General features: G+C 61.9%; 15 protein-coding genes. 12 read left to right on the top strand and 3 right to left on the bottom strand.

Annotated elements, in window-relative coordinates:
• Window positions 1–286: 286 nt before the first annotated feature.
• A complete protein-coding gene (locus A7J50_RS18310) occupies window positions 287–6,556 on the bottom strand; it encodes a non-ribosomal peptide synthetase (protein WP_064453085.1) in 6,270 nt (2,089 codons plus the stop codon).
• A 487-nt stretch (window positions 6,557–7,043) separates the two neighbouring features.
• Between A7J50_RS18310 and A7J50_RS18315 the strand changes: the two genes are divergently transcribed.
• Both A7J50_RS18315 and A7J50_RS18320 read left to right on the top strand, forming a co-directional pair.
• Window positions 7,044–7,838 carry a helix-turn-helix transcriptional regulator gene (locus A7J50_RS18315; protein ID WP_064454972.1) on the top strand — a complete coding sequence of 265 codons (795 nt, stop codon included), beginning with the start codon at window positions 7,044–7,046 and terminating at the stop codon, window positions 7,836–7,838.
• Window positions 7,838–9,307, top strand: coding sequence for an efflux transporter outer membrane subunit (locus A7J50_RS18320; protein WP_064454973.1), 1,470 nt, complete (start codon window positions 7,838–7,840; stop codon window positions 9,305–9,307). Before A7J50_RS18315 ends, A7J50_RS18320 begins: the two co-directional genes overlap by 1 nt.
• Here the strand turns inward: A7J50_RS18320 and hpaA are convergent.
• On the bottom strand, window positions 9,234–10,094 hold the full coding sequence (gene hpaA / locus A7J50_RS18325) for a 4-hydroxyphenylacetate catabolism regulatory protein HpaA (RefSeq protein WP_064453086.1): 861 nt from the start codon (window positions 10,092–10,094) through the stop codon (window positions 9,234–9,236). The two genes, A7J50_RS18320 and hpaA, sit on opposite strands and share 74 nt — an antisense overlap.
• Window positions 10,095–10,222: 128 nt before the next feature.
• Here hpaA and A7J50_RS18330 point away from each other — a divergent pair, with 128 nt between their 5' ends.
• The 8 genes from A7J50_RS18330 to hpaI are packed head-to-tail and all read left to right on the top strand — an operon-like array spanning window position 10,223 to window position 17,414.
• Window positions 10,223–10,888 (top strand): fumarylacetoacetate hydrolase family protein, encoded by a 666-nt coding sequence (locus A7J50_RS18330; protein ID WP_064453087.1) that lies wholly within the window; start codon window positions 10,223–10,225, stop codon window positions 10,886–10,888.
• Window positions 10,885–11,655, top strand: a complete 771-nt coding sequence (locus tag A7J50_RS18335; protein WP_064453088.1) for a fumarylacetoacetate hydrolase family protein — start codon at window positions 10,885–10,887, stop codon at window positions 11,653–11,655. The genes A7J50_RS18330 and A7J50_RS18335 overlap by 4 nt, the downstream gene beginning before the upstream one ends.
• Window positions 11,656–11,660: 5 nt before the next feature.
• Entirely contained in the window at window positions 11,661–13,121 is a 1,461-nt protein-coding gene (gene hpaE / locus A7J50_RS18340; protein ID WP_064454974.1) for a 5-carboxymethyl-2-hydroxymuconate semialdehyde dehydrogenase, read from the top strand.
• Between the two features lie 46 nt (window positions 13,122–13,167).
• Complete coding sequence (gene hpaD, locus A7J50_RS18345; protein ID WP_064453089.1) at window positions 13,168–14,025, top strand: 3,4-dihydroxyphenylacetate 2,3-dioxygenase; 858 nt, start codon at window positions 13,168–13,170, stop codon at window positions 14,023–14,025.
• Between the two features lie 15 nt (window positions 14,026–14,040).
• Window positions 14,041–14,433 (top strand): 5-carboxymethyl-2-hydroxymuconate Delta-isomerase, encoded by a 393-nt coding sequence (locus tag A7J50_RS18350; protein ID WP_064453090.1) that lies wholly within the window; start codon window positions 14,041–14,043, stop codon window positions 14,431–14,433.
• A 45-nt stretch (window positions 14,434–14,478) separates the two neighbouring features.
• On the top strand, window positions 14,479–15,783 hold the full coding sequence (locus tag A7J50_RS18355) for an MFS transporter (RefSeq protein ID WP_064453091.1): 1,305 nt from the start codon (window positions 14,479–14,481) through the stop codon (window positions 15,781–15,783).
• Window positions 15,784–15,794: 11 nt separating this feature from the next.
• Entirely contained in the window at window positions 15,795–16,598 is an 804-nt protein-coding gene (gene hpaH, locus A7J50_RS18360) for a 2-oxo-hept-4-ene-1,7-dioate hydratase (protein ID WP_064453092.1), read from the top strand.
• 15 nt (window positions 16,599–16,613) lie between these two features.
• The gene (gene hpaI, locus A7J50_RS18365) at window positions 16,614–17,414 is read left to right on the top strand and encodes a 4-hydroxy-2-oxoheptanedioate aldolase (RefSeq protein ID WP_064453093.1); all 801 of its coding nucleotides are present in this window, start codon (window positions 16,614–16,616) and stop codon (window positions 17,412–17,414) included.
• Window positions 17,415–17,539: 125 nt separating this feature from the next.
• Here the strand turns inward: hpaI and hpaR are convergent, their stop codons facing one another.
• Entirely contained in the window at window positions 17,540–17,962 is a 423-nt protein-coding gene (gene hpaR / locus A7J50_RS18370) for a homoprotocatechuate degradation operon regulator HpaR (RefSeq protein ID WP_064453094.1), read from the bottom strand.
• Between the two features lie 208 nt (window positions 17,963–18,170).
• Between hpaR and A7J50_RS18375 the strand changes: the two genes are divergently transcribed.
• Together A7J50_RS18375 and A7J50_RS18380 are read left to right on the top strand one after the other, a co-directional pair.
• Window positions 18,171–19,469 (top strand): NAD(P)/FAD-dependent oxidoreductase, encoded by a 1,299-nt coding sequence (locus tag A7J50_RS18375; RefSeq protein ID WP_064453095.1) that lies wholly within the window; start codon window positions 18,171–18,173, stop codon window positions 19,467–19,469.
• Between the two features lie 29 nt (window positions 19,470–19,498).
• Window positions 19,499–19,864, top strand: a complete 366-nt coding sequence (locus A7J50_RS18380; protein ID WP_064453096.1) for a cupin domain-containing protein — start codon at window positions 19,499–19,501, stop codon at window positions 19,862–19,864.
• Window positions 19,865–19,872: the final 8 nt, after the last annotated feature.

Genomic DNA, 19,872 nt, shown 5'->3' on the forward strand with positions numbered 1-19,872 from the left:
TGCGCCAGGCTCGATGATCTGTGGATTCCGGCAACTGCGTTGTGCTCGCCATACCCCGCGGGTCCAGTTGTCGGTGAGCGTGCCGCCGGAAGTGATGTTGCCGACGACGCTGGCGCCCCTCCCTCTGCAGAGCTTGCAATCGATCAGCAGCCATCGTGTGCAGTTGCACCTGCCGAACAGCAAGCGCACCGCATTTGGCGAATTGAAGTGCGCCCCATGTACAAACTGAACCACCGCAATCGGAAGCAAGCCCCCTCTCACGATTAATTGTATTTCAACTCAATCTTCAGATTCGGCGGCGGCGGTTGAGTTGGGGGATCGCGGTTTGAGGGGCCTCTACGCGTGACACCTGCGCCACCGTGCACGCGGCCAACTGCGCCAGTGTCGGCTGACTGAATAAGGTTCGCGCATCCACCGCCAGCCCTGCCTTGCGCAGGCGCGCCACCAGGTTTACCGCCAGCAAGGAATGCCCGCCCAGTTCGAAGAAGTGGTCGTGGCGCCCTACCCGCTCCAGCTTCAAGACGTCGGCCCAGATACCCGCCATCAACGTTTCCACTTCGCCTACCGGTGCTTCATAAGCACGACTCACCACCGACTCCAATCCGGGCTCCGGCAGCGCCTTGCGGTCGAGTTTGCCGGCGGGGTTGAGGGGTAATGCGTCAAGCTGGACAAAGGCCGCCGGCACCATGTATTCGGGTAATTGCTCCAGCACATGGGCGCGCAAGGTTTCCAGGGTCGGCGCCTGGCCGCGCAAGGTGAAATACGCCACCAAACGCTCATCGCGAATCAACACCGCCACCTCTCGCAACGCCGGGTGCGCCGCGAGGCGTGACTCGATTTCGCCCAGCTCCAGGCGCACGCCGCGCAATTTCACTTGAAAGTCATTGCGCCCCAGGAATTCCAGGTTGCCATCCGGCAAGTAACGCACCAGGTCGCCGGTGCGATACAGACGGTCGCCGACCACGAAGGGGCTGTCGATAAAACGCTCGGCAGTCATCTGAGCCAGCCCCAGGTAGCCGCGGGCAACGCCGACACCGCCGATATGCAACTGGCCGCTGACGCCCATTGGTACCGGTGCATCGTATTCATCCAGCACGTACAGGCGGGTATTGTTGATCGCCCGCCCGATCGGCAATTGCCGGGTGGGCACCGGCGCATCCGGCTCCAGAGTCCAGGCGCAGCTGTCCACGGTTGCTTCGGTGGGGCCGTAGACGTTGTGCAATCGCACCTTGGGCAAGCGCGCCTGCACGCCACGGGCCAACGCTTCGGAGAGTTCACCGCCGCCGCACAAAACGTCAGTGAGGCTGGTGCAGAGGGCCGACTCCTCCAGTTCGAGAAACTGCTGCAACATCGCCGGCACAAACTGAATCACGGTGATGTGCTGCTCGCGAATCACCTGTGCCAGGTAGGCCGGGTCGCGATGACCATCGGGCCGAGCCAGTACCAGGCGCATGCCATTGGTCAACGGCCAGAACAGCTCCCACACCGAACCGTCGAAGCTGAACGGCGCCCTTTGCAGCAACGCACCGCCCTCGGCGTTCGGGCACAGCAGGGAAGCCCAATGCATCAGGTTGCCCAGGCCGCGATGCTCAACCATCACGCCCTTGGGTGTGCCTGTGGAGCCTGAGGTGTACATCACATAGGCCAGGCTGGCGACGGTCAAGCCTGGCACCAATGGGTTACCGGTTGGCGCCTGGCTCCAGGCACAACGGTCGAAGTCGAGAACCGGGATCGACACTTCGCCCGGCAGATCGCGGGTAGCGGCCTGCACCAGCAGCACCACGGGGCGACTGTCTTCGAGCATGTAAAGGAGGCGCTCGCGCGGGTAGCCCGGGTCCAGTGGCACATAGGCCCCGCCCGCCTTGAGGATCGCCAGCAATCCCACCACCAGATCCAGGCCGCGCTCGACACACAGCGCCACCCGTGAATCGGGCTGCACCCCGCGCTCGCGCAGGTGGAAGGCCAACTGATTAGCGCGCTCGTTGAGCTCGCGGTAGGTCAATTGCCGTCTACCGGCTTGCACAGCGATGGCATGCGGAATGTGGCGCGCGTGGGCTTCGAACAATGCGTGTACGGTGAGGTTTTCGGGGTAGTCGGTTTCGGTCGTATTGAAGTCCACCAATAACCTGCGCAACTCACTGGCGGGTAACACCTGCACCTCGCGCAAGGGCGCTTTCGGCGTGTGTTCAAGCGCGTCCACGAGCCCGTTGAGCACGGTATCGAGATAGCCCCAGAGTCGTTCGGCGCCGACCTTGCAGGGCGCCATGACCTTGAGATCAAAGCCGCTTGCGACATCAATCACCGTGACCATCAGCGGATAGCTGAGGATATCTTCACTGCCGAGCAAAGCGACGCCTGGCACCAGCTTGAAATCCATGTCGGCACTGGCGTGTCGGTAGTTGAGCAAGCTGTTGAACAGCGGCGACGCGCTGCTGCAACGCTGGGCGAGCGCAAGGGACGCCTGTTCATGCGCCAACAAAGCGCTCAGCTGCGCGTGAGTGTCACTCAGCGCGTCGACCACGGTTTGCCCGGCCAGCCGCACACGCAACGGTAAGGTGTTGATGAACATGCCGAGGGCACGGTCGGCGCCCTCGCCCGCTTGCAAACGGCCCAGCAGCACGGTGCCGAACACCACGTCGTCGCGCCCTGACACCTGCCTGAGTACCTGGGCCCAAGCCAGGTGAAACAGGCTGGCGGCGCTGACCCCAAGAGCACGCGCCTGGCCGCGCAGGCGTTGGCTGAGGGCGTCGTTTATCGGGCATTCAAAGGCTTCGATCTCAGCACGATCGACCTGGTGCTCCTGCATACCGAAGGCCAGGGTCGGCTCGTCGACAGTCGCCAATTGCTCTCGAAAGAACGCCTCGTGAGCGGCCTGTCGCTCAGTGCAGCGGCTCTGCGCCACGACATTGCGATACGGCACCGACGCGGGAAGCTGCGCCTGTTGACCCAGCATATGCGCGCGAATTTCGTCCGCCAGTACCGTCATTGAAGTGGCGTCATTGACCAGGTGGTGGAAGCGCAACTTGGCGATCCAGCGCTGGTTGTGCGGGTCTTCGGCATAGTCCAGCGCCATCAGCGGGGCCTGGCGCAAGTCCAGCGGCGCATGCTGTTCGCTGAGCGGTCCGAGCGGCAAGCGAGCTTCGCGCCACACCACTTGCATCGGCTGCTCAAGAGCGTCCCACACCAGGCTGGTGCGCAGGATATCGTGGCGGTTGATCACTTGCTGCAAGGCCTGAGCAAACGCGTCCAACTGCTCGCGACGCGCAAAGCTGAACATCGCATGTTGCTGGTAGAGGTCGCGCTCGTCGGTGATGTGATGGTAGAGCAAGCCTTCCTGCAACGGCGCCAGCGGGTAGATTTCCTGCACATTCGCCGCGCCACCGGGGATACCGGCGACAATGCGCTCAAGGCTGTCCGGGTCGAGTTCAGCCAGTGCGAGCATGTCTGCCGTGATATGGGTACAACCTGACGGAATCCGATTGGCAGGCACGTGCACGTCGCTGCCACCCGTGACCGCTGCCAGCGCGGCGAGCGTCGGCTGGCCGAACAGCACCTGCACATCGGCATGCAACCCTGCCTGACGCATGCGTTGTACCAACTGCACCGCCAACAGCGAGTGCCCGCCCAGCTCAAAGAAATGGTCATGCCGCCCGATCTGCCGCACTTGCAGTAGCTCGGCCCAGATCTGCGCCAGTCGGGTTTCCACACCCTCGCGCGGCGCCTCGAACAAGCGCGTGACAAACGCCGCCTGCGTGGGTGCAGGCAGCGCCTTGCGGTCGAGTTTGCCGTTGGCGGTCAGGGGCAGCACATCCAGCTTCACATAGGCCGCCGGCAGCATGTAGTCCGGTAGCGAGGCTTGCAGATGGGCCCGTAGCCCTTCGATGGCGACGCTGTGCTGCGCAATAAACCAGGCCAGCAGTTGACCTTCGCGATACTGCACCACCGCTTCCTTGACGGCAGGATGGCTGGCCAGCGCGGACTCGATTTCCCCCAACTCGATACGCACACCACGGATTTTCACCTGGTCATCATTGCGCCCCAGGTATTCAAGATTGCCATCGGGCATCCAGCGCGCGAGATCGCCGGTGCGGTACATCCGGCCTTGACTGAAAGGGTCGTGCAGAAAGCGCTCGGCGCTCAGCTCGGGACGGTTCAGATAACCGCGCGCCACGCCCTTGCCGCCGACGTACAACTCCCCCGCCACACCGATGGGCACCGGCCGTTGCTGTTGATCCAGTAAATAGACCGTGGCATTGGCGATTGGCCCGCCGATATGCAGCGGCCGGCCGCCCTCGACACGCCCGGACGTGGCGACCACGGTGGCTTCGGTGGGGCCGTAGTTATTGATCACATCGAAGGTCTGCGCCCGCGTGAAGGTGCGCAAGCGGTCGCCGCCGATCAGCAAGGTGCGCAGGGTCGGATGCTCCAGGCGCTGGCTGAAGGCGTACTCGGCCACCGGTGTCGGCAGAAAGCACACGTACAACGGCTGCGCGCGCCACCAGTCGAGCAGCGCGTCAATGTCTTCGGCGCCGTCGTGCGCCGGCGCCAGGTGCAGCGTCGCCCCCACGCACAGCGCCGGCCAGACCTCCCAGGCCATCGCATCAAAGCCGAACCCGGCCACGCTGGCGGTGTGGCTGCCCGCGTGCAGGTTGAACGCCCGGCAGTGCCAGTCCACCAGGTTCGACACTGTGTGGTGCTCGACCATCACACCTTTGGGCAACCCCGTAGAACCTGAGGTGTAGATCACATAGGCAAGGTTTGATGGTGTGACCACCACACGCGGGCTGTCACTGAGGGCGCAGGTTTGCTGATCCAGCCGGATCACCGGCACGTCCAGCATGGGCAGGCGCGGCAGCACGTCATGCTGGGTCAACACCGCCACGGGTGAACTGTCGTGCAGCAGGTAGTTCAGGCGCTCGGCGGGATGGGCCGGGTCCACCGGCACATAACAGGCGCCGGACTTGAGAATCGCCAACAGCCCGACCAGGGTGTCCAGCCCGCGTCGGGCCACGATCGCCACGCGATCATCCGGCTGTACGCCGTGTTCCAGCAGTTGATGAGCCAGCGCATTGGCCTGCTGATCAAGTTGGGCATAGGTCAGTTGCCGCCCCTGGTACACCGCCGCGATAGCCTCCGGAGCGCGCGCAGCTTGCGCTTCAATGCGCCGGTGCAGGGTTTGCGGTGTGGCATTGGGCTGTGCAGTGGCATTCCACTGCTGCAGCTGGGCCTGTTCGGCGGGTGTCACCAGGGAAAACTCGGCGACCGTCAACGCGGTGTTCTGCAACCCCTGCTCCAGCAGACTGGTGAAGCGCTGCGCCAACGCCTGTACCTCGTCATGCCTGAAATACGCCTCGTTGTACACGCAATGCAGGCACGCGGTGTCCTGGTAACGGTTGCTGCGCAGGTGGATGGCAATCGGCAGCGGCTCATGGTGGTTGGACACCTTGATCGCACGAGCCTGGACCTGACCATAACGCAGGTCATGGTCGTCTTGCTCGAAGGACACCGACAGATCAAACAGCTGGCCGCGATCGGATCGTCGCAGGCCCAGTTCACGGTTCATCTCGCTCAAAGGGAAACGCTGGTGGCGAAAGTCCTGCTTGAGCTGGTCACGCACGCCACGCACGAGTGCGCTGAAAGGTAGTTGCTGATCGAACTGAAACCGCACCGCACTGACTTGGGCAAACAACCCTACTGTGGAGCGAAACCGCGCGTTGGAACGGTTAAGAATCGGCAACCCCACCACCCACTCATCGCGCTGGCTGGTGCGGGTGAAATACACGTACATCGCGGCCAGCAGCACATGGAATGCCGAGGCCTGGTAACGGTTGGCCACTTGTTCCATCCGGTTGAGCAGTGCCACCGGAAACGGTTCTACCAGAGTGTTACTTGGCGCCTGGGCGTTGTGCCGAGGTGCCAACAATGGCTCGGGTAATGCCTTGTATTTATCCAGCCAGTAGGCACGGTCGCGGGCATAACGGGCGGACTGGAGGTAGCGCTGGTCGGTGTCGATAAAGTCGATATAGGACGGCGCATGCGGCTCCGGTGGCCGACCCTGCTTCAGGTCGGTATAGAGACGAGCCAGGGATTGCAGCATCTGGCCGAAGCCCCAGCCGTCGAGGATCAGGTGATGGGCCTGGGTGCCGAGGCGGTAATGGTCGTCGTCGAGCTTGACCAGGAAAAAGCGAAACAGCGGTTCACCGGCCATGGCATAGGGCCGCGCCATTTGCGCTTGCATCAAGGCCTGGGCGGCCGTCTGCGGATCGGGCAATGCGCAGAAATCGTGGTGTGGCACCTCCACCTTCAACGTGGCGGCGAAGGTTTGCCGGGGCAAGCCGTTGGCGTCGCTGTGCAGTTGGGTACGCAAGGCATCGTGCTTGGCTACCAGCAGCTCGACGGCACGCTGGATCAGGTCCGGCACGATCGGGCCGGCGAAGTCGACATACCCACCAATGTTGTACAGCGGCGAGTTGCCCACGCGCAGTTGGTCGAGCCAGATGTCCTGTTGGGCGGCAGTGAGGGGGAAGCTGGGCGGCAGGCTGGTGGAATGCTTCATAAGATCCTTCTCATGGGGGTCAGGCACTGGCCGCGCAGGGGCCCATTACGCCGAAATTGCCGGATTTGAGCATGGGGGTCGGGGCCTGTCTGTCACCCTAAACCCGGACATCCGAGGGGACAGAACCGGGTCTGGCTGATGGTTCATTGCTGGATCGATTAAAGCGTTGTAGGAGATTGGCTATATCTGGCCGCTGTGGTTTTCTCCAGCGTGTTTAGCTGAAATTATTTTTCGTTAAATATCATATGGTTAAATAATCCTAAAATTCGTTTGTGGCTTTTCGTGGGTGGCATCCGCCGTCAGAAACGTCGAATTAATGACGTGGACTTTATGGCAGGTTGTGTCCCTCGTTTCCGCTACATACGTAGGACAAATCGCTATGGCTAAATAAAATCTCGAACGCCGAGTTACGTTCAAGGAGTACGGATAGCCCCACACAGACCCAGGGCGTCCGTTGACGGTTTTCGACATCAAGGATGAGATGGCTATGAGTCTGACCCGCAGTATTGGCGACACGCACAGCCCGCATTTCTATGCAGAAATGGGCGAGTTGATTTCTAACAGCGGCCAGGAAAACTTCGCCGCCAACATGCTGCATCTGGTGGATAAATGGGTACCGATTCACTTGGTCGACCTGAGTGAATGGACCCTGGACGAACTGCGCGACAGCGTGCTCGACATCAAGCTGCTCGGCAGCGCCGGGCTGCAAAATGACTGGTCTGCCCCGCAGACCGTGCATGCGCTGAATGACCATCCGCTGTTGCGGGAAATGCTGCGCATGCAAGACCCACTGCTGATCCAGATGAAGGCCAAAGCCAACAGCGCGCATCCGCGTGGCAGCTCGCACCAGTGCAATCTGGTATCGCGTCAGGGCAATCGGCGCTGCGTGATTTCGTTCTACCGCTCGCCCACCCAGCAGGGCTTTTCCCTGGCGCAGTTGTCGTTTCTCAAATGCTTGTCGGAGACCTTGTTGCCCTTGCTGGAGCGGCATGCGCACCTTCTGCGTCTGACGCCGCACGCCGAGTCCGAGCCGGCCCAGAACCTGCTGGAACAATCGCAGTTGCAGCGCGAGTTCTACAAGCGCTTGTCCCTCAGCGATATCACCCTGTCGGCGCGCGAGCAGGAAGTTTGCCTCGGCCTGCTGACCGGCGGCACCGTGCCGCAGATGGCGGAAAAACTCAGCGTGAAAAACAGCTCGATCGAAACCTACCTCAAGCGCGCCGCCGCCAAATTGGGCGTGAGTGGGCGGCATGGATTGGCCAAATGGATGGTTGGCGCCTGATGAACAAATGGACACTCACCAGCGTAGGCGTGGCCTGGATGCTCGGCGGTTGTTCGCTGATCCCCGAGTACCAACGGCCTGCAGCGCCGACACCTGCGCAGTACCCCCAAGGCGGCGTCTACAGCCTGGCGCAGGCCGACACCGTGGCGGTAAAGCCGGACTGGCAGCAACTGTTTCACGACCCGGCCTTGCAACAGCTGATTGGCACCGCGCTGGTCAACAACCGTGACCTCAGGGTTGCCGCGCTGAATGTGGAAGCGTTCCAGGCCCAGTACCGCATCCAGCGTGCGGACCTGTTCCCGGCGGTGTCCGCAACAGGCGCCGGCAAACGCCAGAAGTTGCCGGCCGATGTAACCGGCACCGGCAAGTCGGCGATCACGTCCAACTATTCGGCCACGTTAGGGCTCAGCGCCTATGAGCTGGATTTGTTCGGCCGCGTGCGCAGCCTCAGCGAGCAGGCGATGCTCACTTACCTGGGCACCGAGGAAGCCCGGCGCAGCACACAACTGAGCCTGGTCGCCAACGTCGCCAATGCCTACCTGACCTGGCGCGCCGACCAGGAACTGCTGGCCCTGGCGCAGCAAACCCTGAAGGCCAACGACCACAGCTGGCAACTGACCAGCCGCAGCAAAAGTGCGGGCAAGGCTTCGGCGCTGGAGGTGGTACAAGCCCGCACAGCCGTCGAAAGTACCCGCGCCAGCGTGGCCCGTTATGAGCGCCAGGTCGCCCAGGACCTCAACAACCTTGCCCTGCTGGTCGGCGGCCCGGTGGATGAGCACCTGCCGTCGCGGCCACTGGCCGATGATCTGGTGGCGCGCGTGCCCGCAGGCTTGCCCTCCGACCTGCTGCAACGGCGCCCGGATATCCTCCAGGCCGAGTACCAGTTGCAAGCGGCCAACGCGAATATCGGCGCGGCCCGCGCAGCGTTTTTTCCTTCGGTCACCCTCACGGCCAACGCCGGCAGCACCAGCACCGAACTGTCAGGGTTGTTCAAGGGTGGCACGGGCACCTGGACCTTCCAACCGCAAATCAACCTGCCGATCTTCAACGCCGGCAGCCTGCGCGCCAGCCTCGACTACGCCAAATTGCAGAAAGACATTACGGTGGCCCAGTACGAAAAATCCATCCAGACCGCGTTCCAGGAAGTCGCCGACGGCCTCGCCGCCCGTCAGACGTTCAACGACCAACTGCAGGCGCAACGGGATTTCGTCGCGGCCAACCAGGCCTATTACGACCTGGCCCAACACCGCTACCGCAGCGGTGTCGACAGCAACCTGACGTTCCTTGATGCGCAGCGCTCGCTGTTCAGTTCACAGCAGGCGCTGATCGTCGATCGGTTGGCCCAATTGGTCGCGGAGGTGAACCTGTATACGGCGCTGGGTGGCGCGTGGAACGTCAACTCAACCCCGACTGCCGCAGCCGGTACTCCCCCGGCGTCACCTGTGCGTAACGAAGGAAAAACCGGCTGAAATACGCCGGGTCTTTGAACCCCAGCTGGTAGCAGATTTCATTCGCCGAGCTGCCGGTAAACAGCAGCAGGCGCTTGGCTTCCTGCATGACCCGTTCCAGGATCAGGCGCTTGGACGGCAGGTCGGCCATGCGCCGGCAGACTTCATTGAGCCGCGCGACGGTGACACCGACCTCCCCGGCGTAACGTGCCAGCGGCCAATGCTCCAGGTAATGCGCTTCGATCAGTTCGTTGAAACGATGGAAGATACGCAGGTCTTCATGCCGCGTCGGGCGCGCCGGCAGCGAGTTGGCACACAGGCGCAGCAGGCGAATCATGATCAGGCGCGTCAGGCTTTCCAGTGCAGCGGCGCGCCCTGCCCACTGGGCGTTGATCTCGCTGCTTAACGCTTCGAACAGTTGATCCAATCCTTGGGCATCTGCCTTCAGCGCCACACACGCGGCCCCGGAGGCAAGGCTCGGGTCGGCGTCAATCAAGGCCCACACCCATTGCTGACGCACCGTCAGCACATGCCCGTCCGCATCCGGTTCAGTCACAAACGCATGGGGCACCGTGGGCGGTGTGAGAAAAAACATCGGCCCTGATTCAACGTACTGGCGATCATCCAGATACACCCGCACCGCGCCGCTCTTCACGTAATGCACCTGGAAAAATCGGTCATGCCGATGCACGGGCATATTGCGCCCGAAAAATCCTGCCAGGTTGGCGAGCTTGTCGTAATGCACCTCGGCATCGCTGTAACGCTGGTCGTAGACCTGCCCGATGTTGATGTTGGGAATCGGCTTCACAGTGCACTCTTCTTGTTGTTCGGATGCTGCTGGATTTTGCCATGCTTGACGGTAGTTAACATATTAATTATAACGTTAATACATTAACGAACTGCCTATGCAGCAGTCGCCACCGCCAGGAGAAACGCATGAGCCGTACCCTGCATGATGTTGCCAGCGGCACCTTGTTCGGCGTTGCGCTGAACTACCAGGGCTTGCTGGACCAGCATCTCGCCGCCTTCCAGCAGGCGCCCTATCAGCAGCCGCCGAGCAAACCGGTGCTGTTTATCAAGACCCCGAATACGCGCAATGAGCACGACGGTGTGGTGGTGTTTCCTCAGGGTGAACGCCTGCAACCAGGGCCGGCCCTGGGTGTGGTGATCGGCCAGCGTGCCAGCCGCGTCAGCCTGGAAAACGCCATGGCGCATGTGGCCGGTTATGTGGTGGTGAATGAATTCAGCCTGCCGGAAGACAGTTACTACCGCCCCGCCGTGAAAGCCAAATGCCGCGATGGTTTTTGTGCCTTCGGGCCGGATTGGGTCGCGCGGGATCAGGTGACCAACCCCAATCAACTGAGCCTCAGACTCTTCGTCAACGGCGAACTGCGCCAGCAAAACTCCACCGCCAATTGGGTACGGGATATTGCGCAATTGATCGCCGAAATCAGCGAGTTCATGACCCTGCACCCTGGCGACGTGCTGATTACCGGCACCCCGGAAGGTCGCGTGGATGTGCAGCCTGGAGACAGGGTTGAAGTTGAAATCAGCGGTGTCGGTCGCTTGGCCAACACCGTGCAGGCGGAGGCAGCGCGATGAAACACGCCCGTATTCGTTTTGAAGGCGCGATCCATGCCGTGCACGTGGAGGCGGATTACAGCGTGCGCCTGAGCGATGGCCGGTTGCTCGCCGAAGAACACGTGGAGTGGCTGCCGCCCGCCACCGGCACGATGTTCGCCCTGGGCCTGAACTACGCCGACCACGCCGCCGAGTTGGCATTCAAACCGCCCACCGAGCCCCTAGCATTCATCAAGTCCGTCGGCACCTACACCGGCCACCGGCAGGTTACCTGGCGCCCGGACAACGTCGCCTACATGCACTACGAGTGCGAGCTGGTGGCGGTAATCGGCAAGACTGCGCGCAACGTCAAGCGCGCCGACGCCCTGGATTACCTGGCCGGTTACACGGTGTGCAACGACTACGCGATCCGCGACTACCTGGAAAACTACTACCGCCCCAACCTGCGCGTTAAAAACCGCGACGCCACCACCCCGGTCGGCCCGTGGATCGTCGATGTGGCGGATGTGCCCGACCCGAGCAACCTGACCCTGCGCACCTGGATCAACGGTGAGCTGCGCCAGGAAGGCAGCACCCGCGACATGATTTTCGACATTCCCTACCTCATCGAATACCTGTCCAGCTTCATGACCCTGCAACCCGGCGACATGATCGCCACCGGCACGCCCGAAGGCCTGGCCGATGTGGTGCCGGGTGACGAAGTGGTGGTGGAAGTCGAAGGCGTGGGCCGCCTGGTCAACCGAATTGTCAGCGAGGCGGAATTCTTTTCCGCCCGGAAAGAGGCTTGAGCACCATGATCAAACACTGGATCAACGGCCGTGAGGTCGAAAGCAAAGACACCTTCATGAACTACAACCCGGCCACCGGCGATGCCATCGGCGAAGTCGCCAGCGGTGGGCCTGAAGAAGTCGCGCGGGCTGTCGCGGCCGCTAAAGAAGCGTTTCCCAAATGGGCCAACACCCCGGCCAGGGAGCGCGCACGCTTGATGCGCAAGCTCGGTGAGTTGATCGAGCAGAACGTACCGCGCCTGGCCGAACTGGAAACCCTCGACACCGGCCTGCCGATCCACCAGACCAAAAATGTGCTGATCCCGCGGGCCTCACACAACTTCGATTTTTTCGCCGAAGTGTGCACACGCATGGACGGCCACAGCTACCCGGTGGACGATCAGATGCTCAACTACACCCTCTACCAGCCGGTGGGTGTGTGCGGGTTAGTGTCGCCGTGGAATGTGCCGTTCATGACCGCCACCTGGAAAACCGCGCCGTGCCTGGCGCTGGGCAATACGGCGGTGTTGAAGATGTCGGAACTGTCGCCACTGACCGCCAACGAACTGGGGCGCCTGGCGGTGGAAGCCGGGATTCCCAACGGCGTGCTCAATGTGATTCAAGGCTACGGCGCCACCGCCGGTGATGCGCTGGTACGCCACCCGGATGTACGCGCCATTTCGTTCACCGGCGGCACCGCCACCGGCAAGAAAATCATGCAGACCGCCGGCCTGAAAAAGTACTCGATGGAGCTCGGCGGCAAGTCGCCGGTGCTGATCTTTGAAGATGCCGACCTTGAGCGCGCGCTCGACGCCGCGCTGTTCACCATCTTTTCGCTGAATGGCGAACGCTGCACCGCCGGCAGCCGGGTCTTTATCCAGGAAAGTGTCTACCCGCAGTTTGTCGCTGAGTTTGCCGCGCGGGCCAAGCGGCTGATTGTGGGCGACCCTCAAGACCCCAAGACCCAGGTCGGTTCGATGATCACCCAGGCGCACTACGACAAGGTCACCGGCTATATCAAAATCGGCCTCGAAGAAGGTGCCACTCTGCTCGCCGGCGGCCTGGAACGCCCGGCCAATTTACCGGCGCACCTGAGCAAAGGTCAGTTTATCCAGCCCACGGTGTTTGCCGATGTGAACAACAAGATGCGCATCGCCCAGGAAGAAATCTTCGGCCCGGTGGTGTGCCTGATTCCGTTCAAGGACGAAGCCGAGGCGCTGCAATTGGCCAACGATACCGAGTACGGCCTGGCGTCGTATATCTGGACGCAGGACATCGGCAAGGCCCATCGCCTGGCGCGCGGGATTGAAGCCGGCATGGTATTTATCAACAGCCAGAATGTGCGTGACCTGCGCCAGCCCTTCGGCGGCGTAAAAGGTTCCGGCACCGGGCGCGAAGGCGGCCAGTACAGTTTTGAAGTGTTTGCCGAGATCAAGAACGTGTGCATTTCCATGGGCAGCCATCACATCCCGCGTTGGGGCGTGTAACCCTCACATTGCACTCCAACAAGAATAAATACTCAGGAGAATGATCATGGGCGAAGTGGTCCTGGCGGCGAAGATCTGCCACGTACCGTCGATGTACCTGTCGGAACTGCCCGGCAAACATCATGGCTGTCGCGAAGCGGCGATTGCCGGCCACACGGAAATCGGCCGCCGCGCCCGAGAATTGGGGGCGGACACAGCCGTGGTGTTTGACGTGCACTGGCTGGTCAACAGCGGCTATCACGTCAACTGCGGTGAGCATTTCCAGGGCACCTACACCAGTAACGAGCTGCCGCACTTCATCAAGAACATGGAATACGCCTACCCCGGTTGCCCCGAGCTGGGCGCGTTGATCGCCGCCGAGGCCAACCTGGCCGGTGTGCGCACCATGGCCCATAACATCCCGAGCCTGGAGCTGGAATACGGCACGTTGGTGCCCATGCGCTACATGCACATGGGCGTGCCGGAGGATGAAAAGCTCAAGGTCATTTCCATCGCCGCGTGGTGCGCCTGGCATCGCCTGGAAGACAGCTTTGCGTTTGGTGCCGCCGTGCGCCGGGCTATCGAAAAGAGTGACCGCAAGGTGCTGGTGCTGGCCTCCGGCTCACTCTCCCACCGTTTTTCGGACGACCGTGAAGCCGAGGCGAACATCCATAACTGGACCCGTGAATTCGATAAGCAGATGGACCTGCACGTGGTGCAAATGTGGCAGCAAGGCCGCTTCAAGGAGTTCTGCGCGATGCTGCCGGACTACGCCGAACACTGTTTTGGCGAAGGCAAGATGCACGACACCGCCATGCTGCTGGGCCTGCTCGGCGGGCCGGACTATGCCAAACCGGCCGAGATCATTACGGCGCCGTTCGGCAGTTCGGGCACCGGTCAGGTCAACGCGATCTTTCCCCTGTAACCCTGGGAGGCAACCATGCCGCACTTTATCGCCGAGTACACCGACAACATCGAACCACAGGCCGACCTGCCCGGCCTGTTTGAAAAGATCCACCGCGTGCTGGGGGACAGTGGCGTGTTTCCCCTTGGCGGCATCCGCAGCCGTGGCGTGCGCCTGGACACCTGGCGCATGGCCGATGGCAAGCACGACTACGCCTTTGTGCACATGACCCTCAAGGTGGGTCATGGCCGCGACCTGCCCACGCGACAGGCGGTGGCCGAGGCCGTGTTCGCGACGATCAGCGCGCACTTTGCCGAGCTGCAGGCGCAACGCTTGCTGGCGCTGTCATTCGAGATGGTCGAACTGCACCCGCAGCTCAACTTCAAGCAGAACAACGTGCATGCATTTCTGAACAACCCGGCGGGCTGAGTCCCGCCCTCCCCTCACGGCCACTCAGACAAAAAGTACAACACCATGAGCACAGCCAATTCCACTGCCAGCCTCGTGCTGGCCGAGCACGACCGCACCCATCGTTTAGTCACCTGGCGCCTGATGCCCCTGTTGTTGGTCTGTTACCTGTTCGCCCATCTGGACCGCATCAACATTGGTTTCGCGAAGATGCAGATGAGCAGTGACCTGCACTTCAGCGACACGGTCTACGGCTTTGGCGCCGGGCTGTTTTTTATCGCCTACGCGCTGTTCGGCGTACCCAGCAATATGGCACTTGACCGGGTCGGGCCACGGCGCTGGATCGCCAGCCTGATGGTGGTGTGGGGCCTGTTGTCCACCGGCATGTTGTGGGTCGAGAGTGCCCGTGATTTCTATGTGCTGCGCTTTTTGCTGGGGGTGGCCGAGGCCGGGTTTTTCCCGGGCATCCTGGTGTTTCTCAACCGCTGGTACCCGGCACGCCGGCGTGCCCAGGTCACCGCGCTGTTCGCCATTGCAGTGCCGATGGCCGGCGTGTTGGGCGGACCACTCTCCGGGGCGATTCTGGAGAACTTCCACGACGTGGGCAGCCTGCGCGGCTGGCAGTGGATGTTTCTGATCGAAGGCGCGCCGGTGGTGCTGCTGGGGCTGGTGGTGCTCAAGTGCTTGCCGGACGGTTTCGACTCGGTGAACTGGCTGACGGCCGAGCAAAAACAGCAACTGCACGCCCAACTGAGCAGCGAAGAACAGCGCAAGACCATCACCTCGTTCAGCGGCATCCTGCGTGACCCGCAGGTGTGGCTGTTGGTGGCGGTGTACTTTGCGGTGATGCTGGCGGTAAACACCCTGGCGTTCTGGATGCCGACCCTGATCCACGGCGCTGGCATCGGCCGCGACAGCCAGGTTGGCCTGCTCAGCGCCGTGCCGTATCTGGCCGGGTGCTTCTTCATGATCGGCTGCGGACGCTCGTCCGACCGACACCGCGAACGTCGCTGGCACCTGTGTGTGCCATTGCTGATGGCCGCCGTCGGTATCGCCGTGACCGGCCTGGCGCCAGGCAATCCGCTGCTGGTGATGAGCGGGCTGGTGGTCGCCGGCATGGGCGCCAGTGCCGCCCTGCCGATGTTCTGGCAACTGCCGCCAGCGTTTCTCTCCAACACCACCCAGGCCGCCGGCATCGCCATGATCAGCTCGTTCGGCAGCGTCGCCGCGTTCCTCGCGCCGTACCTGATCGGCTGGATGCGCGACGCCACCCAGAGCGCCAGCCTCGCGCTTTACGTACTCGCCCTGTTTATCGCCCTCGGCGGCCTGCTGGTGCTGCGCACCCACGCCGCCATCGTCAACCCACACTAGAGACCGTTGCCATGCTCGACTCACAGCACATCCATGAGGCCGCTACCCGTCTGGACCGCGCCGAACGCAGCCGCGAACAGGTGCGCCAGTTCTCCCTCGACTACCCTGGCATCACGATTGAAGACGCCTACGCCATCCAGCGCGCCTGGGTCGCGCAGAAGATCAAGGACGGCCGTACCTTGAAGGGTCACAAAATCGGCCTGACTTCACGGGCCATGCAAGTGTCATCGAACATCACCGAACCCGACTATGGCGCGCTGCTCGATGACATGTTTTTCGACGAAGGCAGTGATATTCCCTTCGAGCGTTTCATTGTCCCTCGGGTGGAAGTGGAACTGGCCTTCATCCTCGGCAAACCGCTCAAGGGCCCGAACTGCACGGTGTTCGACGTCCTCGACGCCACTGAGTGGGTGATCCCGGCGCTGGAGATCATCGACGCGCGCATCCAACAGGTCGACCCACAGACCCACGCGACCCGCAAGGTCTTCGACACGATCTCCGACAACGCCGCGAATGCGGGAGTGGTGATGGGCGGCCGCGCCGTGCGGCCCACCGACATCGACCTGCGCAAAGTGCCGGCGGTGCTGTACCGCAATGGCGTGATCGAGGAGTCCGGGGTGTCGGCTGCGGTGCTTAACCACCCGGCCAAGGGCGTGGCGTGGCTGGCCAACAAGCTGGCGGCGTATGACGTCACGCTGCTGCCCGGGCAAATCATCCTCGGTGGCTCGTTTACACGCCCGGTGGCGGCACGCCCCGGCGATACCTTCCATGTCGACTACGACACGCTCGGGTCGATCGCCTGCCGTTTCGTCTGACCACTGGAGATTGTCATGGACATGCCTGTCAACCGCTTCAAACAACGCCTGAACAAGGGCGACGTACAGATCGGCCTGTGGCTCGGCCTGGCGAATGCCTACTGTGCCGAGCTGGCCGCCAACGCAGGTTTCGATTGGTTGCTGATCGATGGCGAACACGCGCCCAACGCTCTGCCAGGCATGCTTGGCCAATTGCAGGCCATCGCGCCCTATCCCAGCCAGGCGCTGATTCGCCCGGTGATCGGCGACAGCGCGCTGATCAAGCAACTGCTGGATATCGGCGCTCAGACATTACTGGTGCCAATGGTTGAAAGCGCCGCGCAGGCCCGCGAACTGGTGCGTGCCATGCGCTACCCGCCCCAGGGCATTCGTGGCGTCGGCAGTGCTTTGGCCCGCGCTTCGCGCTGGAACAGCATCCCCGGTTACCTCGACCAGGCCGATGAGCAGATGTGCCTCCTGGTGCAGATTGAAAGCGCTGAAGGCCTGGCCAATCTGGACGCCATCGCCGCAGTCGAAGGCGTGGACGGTGTGTTTATCGGCCCGGCGGATTTAAGTGCGTCCATGGGGCATCGCGGTAACCCGGGGCACGTTGCGGTGCAGGCGGCAATTGAACAGGCAATCACGCGCATCGTACACGCGGGCAAGGCGGCGGGAATTCTCAGTGCGGATGAAACGCTGGCGCGGCGCTACATCGAACTGGGTGCGACGTTTGTGGCGGTGGGTGTGGATACCACGGTGTTGATGCGTGGCTTGCAGAGTTTGGCGGGGAGATTCAAGGGCGCTCCCGAAGCCTCACACACCGGTGGTGTCTACTGAGATCTCATGTGGGAGCTGGCTTGCCTGCGATGGCGGTGGGCCAATGGGGTTAGTTGTCACAGGTACACCGCTATCGCAGGCAAGCCAGCTCCCACACTTTGATGTGTGGCGTTTGAGCAATTGTTTCAGCGCTTGATGTTCTTCAAGTCATCCAGCAGGCCCAACAGGGCCTCGAACTTCTCCGTACCGAATTGATCCTGCAAGCGCTGGTAGTTGGCTTCCATGCAATGGCTCATGGACTCGAAACTCGCCTTGCCCTTGTCGGCCAGGGTCACCAGCACACGGCGCTGGTCCTGCTCGGCCTTGCGCCGGTGCACCATGCCGGCGGTCTCCATGCGCACCAGCACGCCGGTCATGCTCGGTTTGAGGATGCAGGCCAGTTCCGCCAGTTGGTAAATCTCCAGCTCACCGTGTTGCTCAAGGATGCGGATGATCCGCCATTGCTGTTCGGTCAGGCCGTGTTCATTCAGGGAGGGCCGGAAAAAACTCATGGCAGCTTCGCGGGCTTGCAGCAGGGCCAATGTCAGGGATTGTCGAGGTTTAAGCATAGGGATCAGGGTCACGGGTTATTTAGTTAATAATTTAACGAAACTCTAGCATTCCCGGCCAGTGAGCGCGCTATAACTTGTTTGCCGCACCTGTCCATGGCGCGCTGAATCAAAAGCCTGGGCACGCAGGGTCAAGACATCCGTCCCGCCAGGGCCCCTAATGGAGGCATCCGCTTTAGCGCCTTCCTTCACCTTTTCAGGCTGCGCCATGATCAACATCGAAACCCCCACGTATTACACCGCCACCAAGAAATACAACCTCAGCTTCCCCACGCTGGAGCAGGACATCGACGCCGATGTCGTGGTGATTGGCGGCGGTTTCTCCGGTATCAACACTGCCCTGGAACTGGCGGAAAAAGGCATCACCAATGTTGTGGTGCTCGAAGCGCGCTACCTGGGCTTTGGCGGCACCGGGCGCAACGGCGGGCAGATCATGGCGGGCATCGGCCATGACCTGGAGAAGATCAAAAAGGATGTGGGCGAAGACGGCCTGCGCCAGATATTCGAGATCAGCGACCTGGGCGCCGACATCATCAAGAACCGCATCGCCAAGTACAACATCGACGCGGATTTCTGCCACGGCTATGGCTACATGGGCTTCAACGCCCGCCAGGAAAAAACCCTGCGCGCCTGGGAAAAGGACTTCAAGTCGATCAACAGCCAGCATGAGATCCGCTTTCTCGGCGGCGCCGACGTGCAGCAGATCATCGGCTCCACAGCCTATACCAGCGCCCTGCTGCACATGGGCGGCGGGCATGTGCACTCGCTCAACCTGCTATTGGGCGAAGCCACCGCCCTGGCCAGCCATGGCGTAAAGATTTTCGAGAACAGCCCGGCCCTGGACGTCAGTTATGGCGAGCGCATCACCGTGCGCACCGGCCGCGGCTCGGTCCGCGCCAGCAAGTTGCTGTGGGCCTGCGACAGTTTCCTCAACAAGCTGGAACCGGAGCTGCACCGTTCGACCATCAACACCTACGCGTTCCAGATGATGACCGAGCCGTTGTCCGAGGAGCTGATCCAACGCATCAGCCCGATTCGCGGGGCCTACAGCGACATTCGCCCGGTGATCGACTACTACCGCGTAACCAATGAAAACCGCTTGCTGTTCGGTGCCGCGACGCCACTGGTGGAGCATATTCCCGGCGACCTGAAGGCCTGGAACCGCAACCTGATGCTGAAGATTTTCCCCTACCTCAAGGACGTGAAAATCGACCTGGCGTGGGGCGGGCCGATGGCGTGCAGCCCTAATCTGTTTCCGCAGATCGGCACTTTGCCAGGGCGCAGCAACGCGTTTTTCGTGCAGGGCTATTCAGGTTTTGGCGTCACCCCCAGCCACATCATCTGCAAGGTCCTGGCCGAAGGCATGAGCGAAGGCTCGGCGCGGTATGACCTGGTCAGCTCGATTCATCGCCCGACCATCATCGGCAAGGACGCGATCCGCCCCTTGCTGCTGACGGCAGGCAAATCCTGGCACCAACTTTCCGGCTACTGGAACGGGCGCCGCTAATTTTCATTTCCTTATCAGGAGCAACTGCCATGACCCTTACCACCCTCAAGCACAACGTCCAGCTGTCGGAACTCGACGCCTGGGGTACCGTGGCCGATCTCGGCTCAGAGATCCTCGAAGGCGAGGTGCGTGCCTTCGGCAAGATGACCTTCGGCGCGCCTACCGATCCGGTCAGCAGTGCTTACTTCGGCACCACACAGGGCAAGTTCCGCATGGTCTACCCGTTCGCTGAGCAGGCCACAGTGGTGACCGGCGAAGTGGTCCTGACCGACGAATCCACCGGCCAATCCGCGCGCTACAAGGCCGGCGACAGCTGGTTCGTGACCAAGGGCACACCCGTGCTGTGGGAAGTGGTCAGCGAGAGTTTCGTCAAACACTACTTCGCCGTTGCCTAAGGGAGCGT

This window comes from Pseudomonas antarctica (genome assembly GCF_001647715.1).
Taxonomy (GTDB): domain Bacteria; phylum Pseudomonadota; class Gammaproteobacteria; order Pseudomonadales; family Pseudomonadaceae; genus Aquipseudomonas; species Aquipseudomonas antarctica_A.

Coding starts and splice junctions, on each gene's coding strand:
- A7J50_RS18310 (WP_064453085.1), bottom strand. CDS start 6,556: ATGAAGCATTCCACCAGCCTGCCGCCCAGCTTCCCCCTCACTGCCGCC.
- A7J50_RS18315 (WP_064454972.1), top strand. CDS start 7,044: ATGAGTCTGACCCGCAGTATTGGCGACACGCACAGCCCGCATTTCTAT.
- A7J50_RS18320 (WP_064454973.1), top strand. CDS start 7,838: ATGAACAAATGGACACTCACCAGCGTAGGCGTGGCCTGGATGCTCGGC.
- A7J50_RS18330 (WP_064453087.1), top strand. CDS start 10,223: ATGAGCCGTACCCTGCATGATGTTGCCAGCGGCACCTTGTTCGGCGTT.
- A7J50_RS18335 (WP_064453088.1), top strand. CDS start 10,885: ATGAAACACGCCCGTATTCGTTTTGAAGGCGCGATCCATGCCGTGCAC.
- hpaE (WP_064454974.1), top strand. CDS start 11,661: ATGATCAAACACTGGATCAACGGCCGTGAGGTCGAAAGCAAAGACACC.
- hpaD (WP_064453089.1), top strand. CDS start 13,168: ATGGGCGAAGTGGTCCTGGCGGCGAAGATCTGCCACGTACCGTCGATG.
- A7J50_RS18350 (WP_064453090.1), top strand. CDS start 14,041: ATGCCGCACTTTATCGCCGAGTACACCGACAACATCGAACCACAGGCC.
- A7J50_RS18355 (WP_064453091.1), top strand. CDS start 14,479: ATGAGCACAGCCAATTCCACTGCCAGCCTCGTGCTGGCCGAGCACGAC.
- hpaH (WP_064453092.1), top strand. CDS start 15,795: ATGCTCGACTCACAGCACATCCATGAGGCCGCTACCCGTCTGGACCGC.
- hpaI (WP_064453093.1), top strand. CDS start 16,614: ATGGACATGCCTGTCAACCGCTTCAAACAACGCCTGAACAAGGGCGAC.
- hpaR (WP_064453094.1), bottom strand. CDS start 17,962: ATGCTTAAACCTCGACAATCCCTGACATTGGCCCTGCTGCAAGCCCGC.
- A7J50_RS18375 (WP_064453095.1), top strand. CDS start 18,171: ATGATCAACATCGAAACCCCCACGTATTACACCGCCACCAAGAAATAC.
- A7J50_RS18380 (WP_064453096.1), top strand. CDS start 19,499: ATGACCCTTACCACCCTCAAGCACAACGTCCAGCTGTCGGAACTCGAC.